Origin of the sequence: Nostoc sp. ChiVER01 (assembly GCF_034531155.1) — a bacterium.
In the GTDB taxonomy this organism is placed as follows: domain Bacteria; phylum Cyanobacteriota; class Cyanobacteriia; order Cyanobacteriales; family Nostocaceae; genus Nostoc.
This window is the reverse complement of record NZ_JAVRBS010000034.1, coordinates 24,774-39,702: the sequence shown is the minus strand read 5'-3', so window position 1 is coordinate 39,702 and position 14,929 is coordinate 24,774. Positions and strand designations below refer to the sequence as shown.

At 39.6% G+C, this 14,929-nt stretch carries 16 protein-coding genes and 1 pseudogene; 4 read left to right on the top strand and 13 right to left on the bottom strand.

The genetic code is table 11. The features are described from left to right. Positions 1-344 precede the first annotated feature (344 nt). The 3 genes from RMY00_RS30685 (at position 345) to RMY00_RS30675 (ending at position 5,289) form a co-directional block, all read left to right on the top strand. A complete protein-coding gene (locus tag RMY00_RS30685; protein WP_322651139.1) occupies positions 345-1,070 on the top strand; it encodes a helix-turn-helix domain-containing protein in 726 nt (241 codons plus the stop codon). Beyond that, the gene (locus RMY00_RS30680; protein ID WP_322651138.1) at positions 964-3,693 is read left to right on the top strand and encodes a peptidase domain-containing ABC transporter; all 2,730 of its coding nucleotides are present in this window, start codon (positions 964-966) and stop codon (positions 3,691-3,693) included. The genes RMY00_RS30685 and RMY00_RS30680 overlap by 107 nt, the downstream gene beginning before the upstream one ends. Before the next feature lie 72 nt (positions 3,694-3,765). Then, entirely contained in the window at positions 3,766-5,289 is a 1,524-nt protein-coding gene (locus RMY00_RS30675) for an HlyD family efflux transporter periplasmic adaptor subunit (RefSeq protein WP_322651137.1), read from the top strand. A gap of 123 nt (positions 5,290-5,412) precedes the next feature. On the opposite strand, the gene RMY00_RS30670 is transcribed toward RMY00_RS30675, so the two are convergent. Continuing rightward, positions 5,413-5,553: a hypothetical protein gene (locus tag RMY00_RS30670; RefSeq protein ID WP_322651136.1), complete on the bottom strand. Its 141-nt coding sequence runs from the start codon at positions 5,551-5,553 to the stop codon at positions 5,413-5,415. A 65-nt stretch (positions 5,554-5,618) separates the two neighbouring features. On the opposite strand from RMY00_RS30670, the gene RMY00_RS30665 reads away from it, so the two are divergent. After that, on the top strand, positions 5,619-6,353 hold the full coding sequence (locus RMY00_RS30665) for a peptidylprolyl isomerase (protein WP_322651135.1): 735 nt from the start codon (positions 5,619-5,621) through the stop codon (positions 6,351-6,353). Positions 6,354-6,491: 138 nt separating this feature from the next. On the opposite strand, the gene RMY00_RS30660 is transcribed toward RMY00_RS30665, so the two are convergent. From RMY00_RS30660 to RMY00_RS30605, 12 genes and pseudogenes are all read right to left on the bottom strand, one after another. Continuing rightward, positions 6,492-6,662 carry a class IIb bacteriocin, lactobin A/cerein 7B family gene (locus tag RMY00_RS30660; RefSeq protein ID WP_322651134.1) on the bottom strand — a complete coding sequence of 57 codons (171 nt, stop codon included), beginning with the start codon at positions 6,660-6,662 and terminating at the stop codon, positions 6,492-6,494. A gap of 803 nt (positions 6,663-7,465) precedes the next feature. Continuing rightward, on the bottom strand, positions 7,466-8,566 hold the full coding sequence (locus tag RMY00_RS30655; protein WP_322651133.1) for a T3SS effector HopA1 family protein: 1,101 nt from the start codon (positions 8,564-8,566) through the stop codon (positions 7,466-7,468). 26 nt (positions 8,567-8,592) lie between these two features. Continuing rightward, on the bottom strand, positions 8,593-9,753 hold the full coding sequence (locus RMY00_RS30650; protein WP_322651132.1) for a phosphotransferase family protein: 1,161 nt from the start codon (positions 9,751-9,753) through the stop codon (positions 8,593-8,595). A 176-nt stretch (positions 9,754-9,929) separates the two neighbouring features. Beyond that, a complete protein-coding gene (locus tag RMY00_RS30645; protein ID WP_322651131.1) occupies positions 9,930-10,139 on the bottom strand; it encodes a hypothetical protein in 210 nt (69 codons plus the stop codon). 42 nt (positions 10,140-10,181) lie between these two features. Continuing rightward, complete coding sequence (locus RMY00_RS30640; RefSeq protein WP_322651130.1) at positions 10,182-10,619, bottom strand: nitrogen fixation protein; 438 nt, start codon at positions 10,617-10,619, stop codon at positions 10,182-10,184. Positions 10,620-10,746: 127 nt separating this feature from the next. Further along, positions 10,747-11,022 carry a hypothetical protein gene (locus RMY00_RS30635; RefSeq protein ID WP_322651129.1) on the bottom strand — a complete coding sequence of 92 codons (276 nt, stop codon included), beginning with the start codon at positions 11,020-11,022 and terminating at the stop codon, positions 10,747-10,749. Positions 11,023-11,455: 433 nt separating this feature from the next. Next, positions 11,456-11,656 (bottom strand): annotated as a pseudogene (locus RMY00_RS30630) (tRNA (guanosine(46)-N7)-methyltransferase TrmB); the annotation flags it as partial. A gap of 278 nt (positions 11,657-11,934) precedes the next feature. Next, the gene (locus RMY00_RS30625) at positions 11,935-12,114 is read right to left on the bottom strand and encodes a hypothetical protein (RefSeq protein ID WP_322651128.1); all 180 of its coding nucleotides are present in this window, start codon (positions 12,112-12,114) and stop codon (positions 11,935-11,937) included. A 21-nt stretch (positions 12,115-12,135) separates the two neighbouring features. Then, positions 12,136-13,398, bottom strand: a complete 1,263-nt coding sequence (locus RMY00_RS30620; protein WP_322651127.1) for a nif11-class peptide radical SAM maturase 3 — start codon at positions 13,396-13,398, stop codon at positions 12,136-12,138. Between the two features lie 76 nt (positions 13,399-13,474). Further along, positions 13,475-13,852, bottom strand: a complete 378-nt coding sequence (locus RMY00_RS30615; RefSeq protein ID WP_322651126.1) for a Nif11-like leader peptide family natural product precursor — start codon at positions 13,850-13,852, stop codon at positions 13,475-13,477. A 41-nt stretch (positions 13,853-13,893) separates the two neighbouring features. Continuing rightward, positions 13,894-14,328, bottom strand: coding sequence for a nitrogen fixation protein (locus RMY00_RS30610; protein WP_322651125.1), 435 nt, complete (start codon positions 14,326-14,328; stop codon positions 13,894-13,896). A 29-nt stretch (positions 14,329-14,357) separates the two neighbouring features. Continuing rightward, positions 14,358-14,564, bottom strand: coding sequence for a hypothetical protein (locus RMY00_RS30605; protein WP_322651124.1), 207 nt, complete (start codon positions 14,562-14,564; stop codon positions 14,358-14,360). Positions 14,565-14,929: the final 365 nt, after the last annotated feature.

Here is a 14,929-nt window from a genome sequence, read left to right as displayed (position 1 = left end):
TTGTTGGGGCACAATATATTGTGCCCTTTGTTATGAGTTTTTCTCTGGTCAAAGAAATTTATCTTTACAAAAACGTTACTAAAATTTAGCGACTATTTTTGAAATTTATAGATTGCATTTGTAGCCTAATCTATATCCACAAAAGCAATATTCCACAAAAATTGTCAGAAATATAACTTAACTAAATTATTTTTTGCATAAAAGAAAAACTAAAAGATGATAAGTACTACAGTTGCAAAAAAATTATTTTTTGCAATTTTTCTACTTAATTTAGAGATAACTGCCAAATTATGAATCTTTCATAAAATATTCGTGTGTCCAAAAATCTAGTGAATAATACGTGTATGTTTGAATGCAATCTGAAAATTGAAACAAAATATATACAAGTAAGTAACGGTAAGTATTTAACATCATTTCAGCGTAAATTACTGTTAGTAAGTTTGGAAAAAAGTTTACCTGAATCTTATCGACAACGTATTGAAATCATGTTGTTGGCAGATGAGGGAAAATCCCAAACAGAAATTTGTCAAATTTTGGGGTGTTGTCCAGCTACAGCAAGGCATTGGATGCACATAGCCCGAACAGGAATGGCGCACCAATGGCAAGATTGCCCTATTGGTCGCCCGAAAGCAGTAAATGAGAAGTATTTAGAACGTTTAAAAGAACTGATTAAAAGTAGTCCCCGCGATCATGGCTATGCTTTTCGTCGGTGGACAACAAACTGGCTAGGGAAACATCTAGCGAAAGAATTTGGGATTGAGGTGAGCGATCGCCATATCAAGCGACTGCTCAAACAGATGGGATTATCCACACTACCAAAACCCAGCAATTCTGAAGCAAACAACAATGAGCAGGCTAAGAGTTCCAAAATCTTCATTAGTGACCTGAAATCAGCAGCTATTCCAGATGATTCAGAATTTTTGTCTCTGAACTTCGCAACATTAGGAAAGGATTCAGACATCTATGGCGCAAGATATATCTGCTCAGTTGATTTCTCTGGAACAGTTCAACAATACTCTGGGTTATTCTCTTTCGAGAGAGGAATTTCAACACTGTCTTCAACAAGTTAAATTTATCAATCCGAAAGTCGGCAAATTCTGGCAAGGAACTGATGCTCAACCAGGAATCTATATTGCGATCGCTGGTAAGGTCAGGTTGCTAGATAGCACCGATGAGTTAATCGCCACTTTAGAAACAGGAGACTCATTTGGAGAATTTACCTTGTTTAAGGAGAGTGACTTTAAAGCTTATGCAGCAAGGGCTTCAGTCAACTTGCAACTGTGCTTTGTTGCGGGTGAAGTGTTGTGCCCATTGATGGCTAAATATCCCCAAATTCGGGAGCATTTGTGGGCTAAAGCGCGATCGCGTAATCCCCAACAGGTAAACTCGGATAACACTCCAATACTGCCATCTGACTCAAAACGGGCGCATGAAACGAGGATTTTGTCAACACCAGCAGTAAAGTCACGCGAGAAAAAGATTAGTAAAGCCTATTTTCCTAACTCCACGCAGCGAGTAGGGCATTTATTACAGCGTGTGATTCGGCGCTATCCGTTTTTTGCCCAACAGAGTGGATCGGATTGTGGTGCAGCTTGTTTAGTAATGGTGTCTCGCTATTGGGGGAAAAACTTTAGTGTAAATCGCCTGCGGGATATCGCCAATGTTGACCGCAATGGCTCATCACTGCGGGGGTTATCGGCCGCGGCTGAAAGTATTGGGTTTTCCACACGACCTGTGAAAGCAAGTCTTGACCAATTAGCGAAGCAAAAATTGCCTGCGATCGCCCACTGGGAGGGAAAGCATTACATCGTTGTCTACGAAATTACGCCCAAACACGTCATTATAGCCGACCCCGCGATCGGGCAATGCAGCCTCAGCCACGCCGAATTTAAAACCAACTGGACTGGCTATACACTGCTGCTACAACCCACAGCCTGGTTAAAGGATGCCAAAGAGACTACAACTCCTTTTTGGCAATTCTTTGAATTGATGAAGCCTCACTCTTTAGTAATGCTAGAAGTGTTTGTTGCTTCCTTATTTATCCAGATATTTGGACTTGTTACTCCCTTATTTACCCAGTTAATTTTAGACCGTGTAGTAGTGCAGCGTTCTGAACTAACCTTAACGGCGGTAGGGTTAGGATTACTAATTTTTAGTTTATTCCGTGTGGCGATGACAGGGTTGCGGCAATATCTGTTAGACCACACGGCGAATAAGCTCGATTTAGCACTGATTGTAGGATTTATACGCCATACCCTGCGGCTACCCTTGAGTTACTTTGAGTCGCGTTATGTCGGGGATATTATCTCTCGTGTACAGGAAAACCGCAAAATTCAACGCTTTCTCTCCGGTGAGGCGTTGTCCATCCTGCTAGATTTAGTCACTGTCTTTATCTATTTAGGATTGATGTTTTGGTACAGCTGGAAAATGGCTTTACTGGTGCTGGTGATTGTACCGCCTTTTTTACTGCTGGCATTAATTGCCACACCTTTTTTACAAAAGATTTCTAGAGAAATATTTAACGCTGTTGCTAATGAAAGCAGCTATTTAATTGAAGCCCTTTCTGGTGTGCGAACAGTTAAATCTACAGCAGTAGAACAGACAGTGCGTTGGCATTGGGAAGAGTTATTAAGTAAAGAAGTAAAAACTAACTTTTCCGGGCAAATTATCAGTAATCGCCTGCAAATATTCAGTAACACAATTGAAGCAGTAGTAACTACCATCTTGCTGTGGTTTGGGGCGTACCAAGTGATTCACAACGAGTTAACCATTGGGCAGTTGGTAGCATTTAATATGTTGCTGGGAAATATTATTAGACCCTTCCAACGATTAACAGTTTTATGGAATCAATTGCAAGAAGTGGTGATTGCCGTAGAACGAATTAATGATGTCTTGGATGCGGAACCAGAAGAAGATTTGCAAAACCAGGCGCGGCAATCTTTACCACCTATTCAAGGTAACATTCGCTTTGACAAGGTGACATTTCGCTATCATCCCGAAAGCGATATTAATGTTTTGGAAAATCTCAGTTTTGAAATACATAGCGGGCAAATGGTTGCCCTGGTGGGACGGAGTGGTTCAGGGAAAACCACGATTTCTAAGTTGGTTTTGGGGTTATATCCCCCCACAGATGGCAAAGTGTTGATTGATGGACAGGATATTACCAGTCTTTCGTTGCGTTCTCTACGCGAACAAGTTGGGGTAGTTGACCAAGATACCTTTTTGTTTGGTGGAACGATTCGGGAAAATATTAGCTTGGCACATCCTGGGGCCACTTTGGCAGAGATTATTGAGGCGGCACGATTGGCGGGTGCTGATGAGTTTATTAAAAAGTTACCTATGGGTTATGAAACCCAGATTGGTGAAGGAGGGGGGATGTTGTCTGGAGGACAGCGACAAAGAATTGCGATCGCTAAAGCATTGTTAGGCAATCCCAAGCTGTTGATTTTGGATGAAGCGACTTCTCATCTGGATGCAGAGTCAGAAAGGATTATTCAGAGGAATTTAAACACAATTCTCAAAGGCAGAACTACCTTAGTAATTGCCCACCGCCTTTCAACTGTGCGGAATGCAGATTTGATTTTAGTACTGGATCGGGGCGTGTTAATTGAGAGTGGGACTCACCAAGAGTTGATGGCGAAGCGGGGACATTATTTTTATCTTAATCATCAGCAGATGGATGTTGCAGGGTGAAACAAGAAGATAAGCAGGAAGCTTTTGTTGTCTCCCCACTCCCAAAATCCAAAATTGATATCAGGAAAAATCATGCCAAACACATTAAATGGAAAGGTTCAAACCCAAATCTATGAGGTAGAACAGGGCGAGGAAATTTTCAGGGAGCAAACACCAGCCATATCAAATGATGATTGGGCTTACGCAACCAAAGATTTACTTGATAGCTTGCCCCAAGTTTGGACAAGGGGATTACTGTATTTTTTGGTGGTGTTTGTGTCGATCATTTTACCTTGGGCGATGCTCTCTAAAGTGGATGAAACAGGTACGGCAAGAGGGCGACTAGAGCCAAAAGGAAAAACGGTTAGGCTAGATGCTGCTGTAACAGGTACTGTTGCTGAGATTCGGGTAAAGGAAGGTGATTCCGTTAAAGTTGGACAGACTTTATTGGTGTTGGAATCAGAATTAGTTAAAGCAGAATTGCGGCAGGCACAGGACAAGTTGGAGGGACAATTAAATCGACTTTCTCAGTTAAATTCATCTAAAAGTCAGTTAGTTGTATCTTTGACAACTCAAGAGCAACAAAATCAATCTCAACAGTTAGAAAAGCAGGCTCAAATTGATCAAGCGCGACAGAACATGAATGCTCTAAGGAATTCTTATGACTTACAAAAAGACGAAAAATTAGCTCAAGTCAATCAGGCACGGCAAACTCTTGAGCATAGCCAAACAGCTAATAAGTTAGTAAACAGTAGTTTGGCGAGTACCCAGAGGGAAGTTGAACGCTATCGTAGTCTTTGGCAGTCAGGAGTTGTTCCAGAAATTAATGTTGTGCAAAAGCAAGATATAGCTAAAGACAAGCAACAGTTATACGAACAAAATAAGTCAGATATTCAGCAGGCTAAACTACGTTTGGTAGAACAACAGAGTAGTTATGAGCGGACTATTCGGCAAGCAAATGCAGATATTGAACAAGCACAGTTGCGACTAAAAGAACAGGAAAGGAGTTATCAGACCTTAACTCGCTCCGGCAAGCTGGCTGTGCTAAAAATCGACGAGCAACAGAAAAATTTGGAGACAGAAATCTCTACGCTTCAGGCAGAAATTGCTCAAACTAAAAGTCAGATTGTCTCGTTAAAATTTCAGTTAGGACAACGAGAGTTAAGAGCTACCGTGAATGGTAGAGTGTTTCAGTTACCAATACAACGGGCTGGGTCTGTTGTGCAGCCTGGAGCAATGATTGCGGAGATTGCACCCCAAGGTTCGCCTCTAATAATTCGGGCACAAATGGCGACAACGGAAAGTGGTTTTTTGCGAAAAGGGTTGCCAGTAAAGTTAAAATTTGATGCTTATCCGTTTCAGGATTATGGAATAGTGGAAGGAGAATTATTAGATATTTCTCCTACTACTATAGAAGTAGATACACCTAATGGAAAAGTGGCAGCTTATGACTTGGAAATTGCCCTAAAACAAAATTGTATTCCCTCGGCTAATAAGTGTATTACCTTGCGTCCTGGAGATACGGCGACGGCTGAGGTAATTGTGCGCCAGCGTCGGATTATTGATTTTCTGCTTGATCCGTTTAAGCAGTTGCAGCAAGGCGGGGTGAAATTGTAGAGTGTCTGTTTATAAGTTTTGCAGCTAATTTACCGTTTCTATGCTCTGCGTAGGAATACGTTGCTTGGAGGCTCTGCCTCCTCAAATCCAGCATCTATAGCAGTCCTAAATCATTTGTGAAAATTATACATCCCTTTCTTCTTTCTTCCCTTTGCGTCCTTCTCTACGAGACGCTACGCGAAGGCGTTCTTCTCTGCGAGACGCTGCGTGTTCGCGTAGCGTTCCAAAGGAAAGACGGTTCGTTTCCTTATCTATATTTTTCACGACTCATTTAGGATTGCTATATAGATTTCACATTTAATTTTGTCTATTTACATAGGAGAAAAATCATGTCACAAACTATCACTATTACCAACGAAGATATTCTTTCTCAAGTCAAGCTATCCTGCAAAATTCCTGAGTTTGTTGAGGGAATTCTTACCCGCAAGATTATTGCAAATGCCGCAGCCGAGGCAGGTATAAAAGTAGAAACTGAAGAATTGCAAACAGTAGCAGATCAAATACGGTTAATGAACAAACTTATTAGTGCTGATGATACCTGGGCATGGTTGCAAAAACATAGTCTTTCTATAGATGATTATGAAGAAATTGTCTACAGCACCGTAATTTCTGGAAAGTTAGCTACTCATCTGTTTGCAGATAAAGTTGAACCCTATTTCTTTGAAAACCAACTAGATTATGTTGGTGTAGTGATGTATGAAGTTATTCTAGATGATGAAGATTTAGCTATAGAACTCTTCTATGCGATTAAGGAAGGTGAGATGAGTTTCTATGATATTGCTCACAAATACATTCAGGATATAGAATTGCGTCGCAAAGGTGGATATTTGGGGATAGTGCGCCGCAAAGATTTAAAACCAGAGATTTCTGCTGCTGTTTTTACTGCTAAACCGCCACAGCTTCTCAAACCAATTGTGACTAGTAAGGGAGTACATCTGATTTTAGTAGAGGAACTAATTCAACCAGACCTAAATGAAAAACTCCGCACAAATATCATTTCAAACTTATTCTTTCAGTGGCTTAATCAACAAATTGAACAGTCTGAAACAAGTAAGTCAACCTAATTATACATTAAATTCTTTGATGTTTGTAGTATCGTTTTAAGGCTATAGACCCAGACCGGGTTTTCGCAGAGTAGCGATACTACAAATCTTTTAACTTACTTTAGGTTTAACTAAGTAGAGTGATACAAATAAACTGTACTACTTACTAGCGATAGCAACAATAGCAACTATCGAAAGAACAACTAACGGACTTATTCCACCCTTAGTTGCATCAAGCTCGGTATCTGTTAGCTCTTGGAGATAGCTTTCAGAATCTATAAATAGTTCAGCGCCAGGGGTACGCAGATTAGAAATTGCAATTGTAGCCATTGGAAATTGTACTCCTAATTCAAGTTATTTCAGTTAGGATTAGACTTTGTGTTGCCTATTCCTATTACTATAATCTGTTATTAAATTGAGTATTTCAAGATTAATTCCACTCAAAGTGTGCTATAAGAAGTGCAGTTTCGTCTCAGTTATTTATTATATCTACTGCGCTATTGTCCACTAAATAGAAATATTATATGTATTTTGATAAATTACTTAATTCTGGATGAAATATATAAAATATTTATGTCATTTTTCGTTATTCATTACTTACTTAATTTCGACAAATTAAAATAACTAATAAAAAATCAGCCCAAGAATCTTCTTAGACTGAACGATAAAAATTTAGGGCTATTTCATTCTGGCAGTAGCAGCAAATCTCATGCTATTCGGTACAATCTGTCGGATTCAAGTGAGACGTGCCGCAAACTGCGCGATTGCTTTACACAGCCTCTACAAAGTTGGCGTCCAAACTCTAGGCTAATCAACAGATATTAAATGGTTCCATTGTCAAAAATGCTTAGGCAAAGCCCGTCGTAGACATCGCCTCAATTCTGTCCGCTTGCTGCGATCAAGAAAACTATTTGCTATTGCCAAAGTCATCAAGAACTTCTGAAACTTGAAGCAGAAGAGGAGCGTTATCGCCTCTAACAACAAGGAGTGTCCCTTGAGCCTAAAACTACTCATTGATGAAGACTCCCAGGTAAAACGTTTAATTACTTACCTGAGTATCGTCAAGTCCATCGCCAATATATATCGAAGTATAGCCTAGTCAATCAGTTTATTCCCCTCAATCAATAGAATTACTAGTAAATATCTTCTGAATTGGCATTGACATAAGGACGCTGCAAGTCAATCCCTAAATGAAAAAATTGCCCAAGGATGGACTGCATCCTCTCTTCAATTGATTCATCTCCTTGATACCAAGCTTCCAGTAACCCATTTGCCACAATCTGACACCGATTCATCCCAAAACTTTCTTGAATAGCAAATTTTTGGTCTGGTTCTTCTGCCAAACCCAACCCTAATGCTAGTTGTTTGGTAAATAAAGGAATTTCTGGCTTAAAATGCAATTGATGTTCTTGATAAAAAGTTTTTAAAACTTGCCTAACGACTTCATAGTCTCTCTTGTCAAAGTAAAGCACTCCTGAATCGTAGCGTTGGTATTCCTTGGGATTATACAAAACCTTGAAACTGAAAGGAATTGCTAAATCATTAAGTCGTTGTGTTAAACTTCCCATCATTGCCACAGCACCTTCAGGAGTTACATTGATATAAATTCGTATAGTTACAGGCAGAATTTTCACATCTTCAATATAATTAAAGCCTGCATTGCTAACGGCCATGTAAAAGCCATTTTGTACTCGATTCTTCGGCATCTTGATAGCCACAGAATCACCTACCACAGCTGCAACTTCAGCAGGTTGAAGATGCTTATTCCGTTGAATATGCAGCCTCAAACCGCCTTTAGTAACGGCTAAACTGCGATCGCGTTCTTCTCTTAAAACAGACCAACCAGGGTCAAAGTAGCCTTCTCCAAAATTACTTTCATGCAATTGTTTATAAAACCCCACATCTACCCCTAAAAAAGTATTATTCTCTAAATCTAGGGACAAACCATTTCCCTCTCCATCTAGTGCCAGCGCACTTCGCATAGAACCGTTGTAATAGATACCGTAAAGAAAACTTCGCAATTGCAGACTCAGATATTTCTGTTGCATCTGGGTTGGCATCTTCTGAAAACGTTCAACTGCCTCAGATGGTAATTCCAAAGGTTTGTAATCTGGATGGTGAATAGAGAAATCAGATTTTATCTCGATTTTCCGAACAATATCTTGCAGAACATCCAGTAATTGTCCAGTTAAACCACTCTCTTGCTGAGTTTGAGGAGAATTTAATAATTGCATAACTACTTTAGTAATAATAAAATGATTTAAATAGCAGAGCTATTCAGGTGAGTTAATTCAACAGCAGCAGTACCAAAAATTGTTGGCATCGATTGTACAGGACGGCTTAATAACGTCTTTGCAACCTGAAGCATAGCAATCCCCATATTCCCAAAAGATTTTTGATATTGAATCATGGCCTGAATCTGTTGAATTAAAGCAAAACCTGTAAATTGCACTACCCGTTGCAAGAAATCAGGGCGGTGTTCTAGAATTTCTGGAAAAGTGTTTAAATAAGCTTGGGTTAATGTACCAATTGAAGACTGAAGTAGTTCTAAAGGTGTTATTGCCAAGCGTAGAGACTCTTCAATACTCAAAGAATTACTAATAACCAAGCTACCCAGCCAGATTTGTACATAGCTGCCAATAAGTGTTCCCAAATCAAAAGCTGGGTCTCCCCAACCGGAACGTTCCCAATCAATTAGCCGGACAATATTGTTGCTGGAATTCTGCCAATTCTTGTACAGAAGAATATTATTTAGTTTCAAATCATTGTGCGTGAGACAAGAGGGTGTGACAGCATTACCCAATTCTGCGATCGCCTGCCCTAAGCTATCATAACGTTGATATAGAGCAAAAAACTTTAACCCATCGCCAGAAACTAGACCAAAAATTTCTGGTTCAACCCGTTCTAATCCTCGAATTAAATGTGATACTTGATCAACCATAAAGTTCTCAGAATTTTTAGAAAATAATTCCTGATATTGTTGGCGGTTCAAAGTATCACGATGGATAGTCCCTAAAATATTACCAATTGTCTTAGCGATTTCTGTAGGAAAGCTATTTTCCTTAGTATAGAAATCCATTAAATCCCAATAATTATCCAGATATCTAAAAACAATGATGGAATTCTCGGCATCAAAATGCAGTATTTCTGGTAAAAATGAGCGGTAGTTGCCAAGGTTTGGAAATCGTTGTAATAACTCTTGAATTTGCCACTCCCTCAAAAACTCACCAGCCGCTTTACCTTCCTGATTGTGTCGTTCTTGTTTAACAAGCACCTTCCTGTCATTTGGTAAAGTAACTAATAAATTAAAATTTTTAGCTGCAACTGGTTCTACCTTAATCAGTGGTTGTTCTGAATGATTAAATAATCCCTGTTCAACTAGATAATCGATAATATTATGAGAGTTTAAGACAAATGTCATAAGTTTTAACTGTATCAAACAATTTTGATGTAAAGAAAACTGTGGTAGTAACTCAACTACCACAGGCTATTTTTGCAAGGATTTTTAAAACTACCGCCGCACGGCGTCAATAAACTAATCATTCCAAATTAATTAAATGTCTGCGGTATATAAATTAAAAATTACGCACAGCAGTACTAACCTAGTAGATAGCCGCCGAGGAGAATTATCGCATCTCTTAGTGCTCCACCCGTAATATTTCTTTCTTCTTCAGACAACTCTGACAGCCGCTCTTGTGCTTCTAAACCTTGTTTTCGTCTTGCTGATGCATTCACAACAGCTTCTTCAATCAAGTTCGTAATTTTAATTTGACTTGTGAGATGTTTATGATGAATGTTCATTGACATGATATTCTCCTTAAATTACTTAAATAAACTTTGTAGCTTTGCTTAACTAACAGTTGGTGTCGCCACTTTAAGTAGTAATTCAGAGGGATTGTAGTTATCTGTAATAACTTGTGGACAACGCATACAAGCTGCCTTGCCTTCTTGCTGCCACCATCGGCAATCTCGACGTATGGAACAAGGTGGTAGATCCTCTACTACCGTCGGCAAATTTTCTACAACTCGCATTGCCAAACGACAATCTTTGCCGTCAAAATGTTGACAACCCTTAGTTGCACAGGGTGCAGCCGTCCGAAAAATTTCAGTGGGTGTCACTGGACTAGCCTTAGCTATCAGTTCATCTGTAACAGCTTGGGGGTGCTTAAGATAAGCTACGCGGGGTTCTGTGACTGTGCCACTAACGACGCCAAAAATAACACTGTCCTGCCATTCTGGTCTTGCACTAGGGCAAAGTGTAGTCTTTTCAGTAGCGATGTCTTCCATAAATTCAACCTATAGTGAATTGTATTTTTAAGCTGATGGAGATTGACAGCTAATTTTGGATCGGACTCCTCTCCATCAACCTAAATAAGCAAATTAAATGTCTAAGAGTTTAATAGTTACTACCAACTTACAAGGCTTGTACACTCAAGTTCGGATTTTGTGCAATTATTCCACAAGTAATCGGTTCTCTCACCAAAATACCTCCTGCAATGCTCGGCTGTTTTATAACAGAAAGACTTGCTAAACCACCTGCAACGTTTGCCATTTCTTCATCAGACAGAGTTAGTAAAGTATCTTCTAAATCCTCAGCTAGATTCCGTCTTGCTACAGCATTGTTAACAGCATTATCAATTAGGTTGCTAATGTCCAATTTAGTATCTGAATTCTTTTTATTCCTTTCCATTTTGCTTTTCCTCAGAATATATAACTAGATATAGGCTTAATCACTAAGTAGTGTAATTACCTAATCTTTCTATATTTTAGGGATGAGGAAAATGATTTAACTATGTTTTACAATTTTTTACCAGATATAAATAAAACTTTTATGTCACCAACTAATAAATCAATACTTTTAGTTAAAACTATCTATTTATCAAGGTTATATATCTATAAATTACTATAAAAGCAAATTTTTACACTAATTATTAGATGATGTTTCACTAAAATTTTAACCTTTAATAAAACATTTATGTCCCAAAAAATTTTCCAAATTATAGGCAATGCCCAACGATAAGATAACAGCTAAGGCTTCAGTCTATACTACCAAATAGTCTTAAGGCTAATAAAGAAAACTTGCAATTCGGAATTGTGGTGCAGAGTTAGTATTAATAACATCTCTAGTCAGTACTCTTCAGCCTTTCAAATAAAGCGCGATAAACAGGCTCACCCTTTTTTTGCGTACCTATTTCTCGTTCTGTGGGGACTGGTAGTGGATTTTCTGCTAGCCATTCTTCTGTACCAACTTTCTGATAAGCTGGGTGAGCAGCAAAGCGATCGCACATTTCCACAGCGACAAATTCCATCTCTGATTGCAGATAATGCCACATTTCATCGAGGTGGGCGTATTCAAGAATTAATTGAATCGGCAGACTGTCATCTTTGGGGAATGAATCAATCCTGCCCTGAGGTGGGGTTCTGTACTTACTCAACTGAGAATCGCTATAAGTTATATCATGTCCGGGTAATTAGTTATGATTACCACATTTGTGCAAACAGCCGGAAACTCTTTTTCCCCCAGCTAAGTGTCCCCCGCCTCCCTGCGACCTTAATGATAAGGCTTTAGCCAGACATGATATTATTTGTGGATATAATCTAACTAGTTTTCATTTCTAAAAATACCTGCTTCTTTTTCGATGCGGTCTAGAGCTTTCTTCGCTCGAAAAAGCACTCTTAAATAAGCTAGTTGACTATTCCAAGGTGAACGAGGTAAGAGGGTTGCTTGAGAGTCAGGAACAGTCGTATTTTCTGAAGGGATATCAGAAGAGATATTATTCATAGAAATGGTATTTTGCAGTTTTTAATTACTAGAACTAACTAAAGATAATGCTAGATTTGGTTCTTCTTCCCAACCTTCTGGCCATTGAATACGATCGCTAGTAAAGTGAAGCGGATCGTTTTCAGGCCAAGGAGCATTAATCGGTTCTTCAATCAGAGCAAACTCACCGTTATCAAAGGGATTCCCATCTGCACGACGTTGGAGATATACACGCTCTCGAATACCGCCTTTTTCCTGAGTGAGGGCACGATGATGACAATAAGGATTGTTCCCTCTCTTATCAAAGAAAACGTGAGCAGTCCAACTGCAACCACCTCGACAGAGTTCAGCAAATTCACAAGTCTTGCAAAAACCCCATAAGTGTGATGTTCCCTTGGGAGTATCAGCTCCGAGATTAAACCGTAATTCTTCGGTTTCTTCAATAATTGTCCGCAGTGAATAGTCGCGGATGTTACCGCCAGTGTATGCTGTGGTCGGTAGTGAAGGACAACCTTTGATAGCACCATCGGCTTCGATGCCTATAGTAGACAGCCCAGCACTACATCCCTGCCAAAAAGACCAAGCATCTCCTCCTCGCAGCATCCGTTCATAGGGCCCGTAATAGCCAATATTATTTCCTGCCTGTACTTGCACCCCTTCTCGCTTTGCCCGTTCGGCAACACGAGCAATCATCGGATATACATCTAGTAATTCATAAGGTTGCAGCAGAATCTCGCTATTATCTGCTGCATTCCCCATCGGTACAGTCAATTGAATTTGCCAAGCGAAGATTCCGGCGTCGCGGAGATGCTCGTAAATACGAGGAAATTCTGGTGCAGAGAGACGATTGATTTGAGTGTTGCAACCGAAGCGAATACCTGCTTCCTTGAGATTGCTCATAGTCTTAAACGCCCATTGCCAAGAGCCTTGTCTACCACGGAGGCGATCGTGAGTTGCTTCTAAGCCATCAATAGAGACAGATACCACTTTAATACCAGCTTCTTTCATCCTGCGTGCTGTGTCGAGAGTAATACCATAACCTCCAGTGGTCATACCACAAAGCATCCCAGAAGAAGTAATTGCTTGGGCAATCTCCAGCCAATCAGGACGCAGAAATGCTTCACCACCAATTATGGTTACTTCAGTTATTCCCACTTTTGCCATTTGCTTGACTAAATCAAGAGCTTCTGCTGTAGAAAGTTCGTTTGCCCTTGTATGACCAGCACGAGAACCGCAGTGCTGGCAAGCTAGATTACACTTTAATGTAATTTCCCAAACTGCATAACTAATTCGACGATAAGTCATTAAAATACCCTCAATTAATTTCTTGAAATAAAGGACGAATATATCCCTATCCGTCCTTATAAACCTAAACTGTTATCTAAGTAATATTTGACTGAATAACTCCATAAAGAGGCTGCACAATAGGTGGCTTGTGCGGACAATCATCAATAGGTTCCGAAATAATAACTCCATATAGTGGCCGTGCTACTATATTATGCTTCGCAGTAATTGATGCAGCCCCACCAAAAACAGCTTCTAGTTCTTCTTCATTTAAATCCTTGAGTTCATCGTCGCCAGCAGTTGACTCCAACAATTGAGCCGTATATTCTTCAAACTCATTCTGGGTGAAATCGTAGCCAGCAGCTTTTACTCTTTGGCTACATTCTTCCTTACTCTTAACGCCTTGAATTTGAGCGCGAAAAGCTTCATCATTTGCTAGCTTTGCATAAAAAGCTTGAACATTTTCTATGGACATGATTTCTTCCTAAAATTATTTAATTACAGACCTAGCTTTGGTTAACCAAAAATCGGTGTTGCCACCTTAACTGCTAGCTCAGATGCATTGTAGTTATCTGTAATAACTTGGGGGCAACGCATACAAGCTGCTTTGCCTTCTTGCTGCCACCACCGACAATCTCGGCGTATGGAACAAGGTGGTAATTCTTCTGCTACTGGTGGTAACTTTTCTACAATTCGCATTGCCAGACGGCAATCTTGTCCATCAAAATGCTGACAACCTTTAGTAGCACAAGGTGCTGCTGTCCGAAAAATTTCGGCAGGTGTAATTGGACTAGCTTTTGCTATTAGTTCATCCGTAATAGGTTGGGGCTTTTTTAGATAAGTTACACGGGGTTCTGTCACTGTCCCACCGACTACGCCAAAGACAACACTATCTACATCGGGTCTAGCACTGGGACAAAGTGTAATTTTATTAGCAGCAAATTCTTCCATCAATTGAGCCTCCAAGAAGGAAAATTTTTTTAGAAGGCTTCGGGTTCCTGATAGATGATTCCTGTAGTAGTAATAGGAAACGCTATACCACCTGCTACATTTGTGGCTTCTGTATCAGATAAAGCTAACAAGGCATCTTCTGAATCTAAACTTTGGTTCCGTCGTTCCACTGCTTTTTCTACGGCATTATCAATTAGATCGTTAATTTCAAGCTTACTGTTAGACTTTTTTTCCATGTTGATTCTCCTTTTAATATTGACATTATTAGGCTTAAATACTGAACCAAACTGCCTAATAATCTCCTCATTTTAATTAGAAACGAAAGCTAACAACTCTATTGTTAAGACTCTCGATAAGATATAAATAAAACTTTTATGTCACTAAATAAAAATATTTTAAATAGCCTATTTTTCGTGAGAAGTATATTAATTAATAAAGTAATGTATAGCAATCCGATTTTATTTCTGAACTTCTTTGCTTGCTGCGTGAAGTGCAGTGCAAGCGCGATAGGCAGGGAGTAGGGAATCAACCTTTTGAGTTGAGGGCGAGTGTTTTCACGCAATCAAATAGGAGTCCTACACTTTTACACACCAATGCAAAT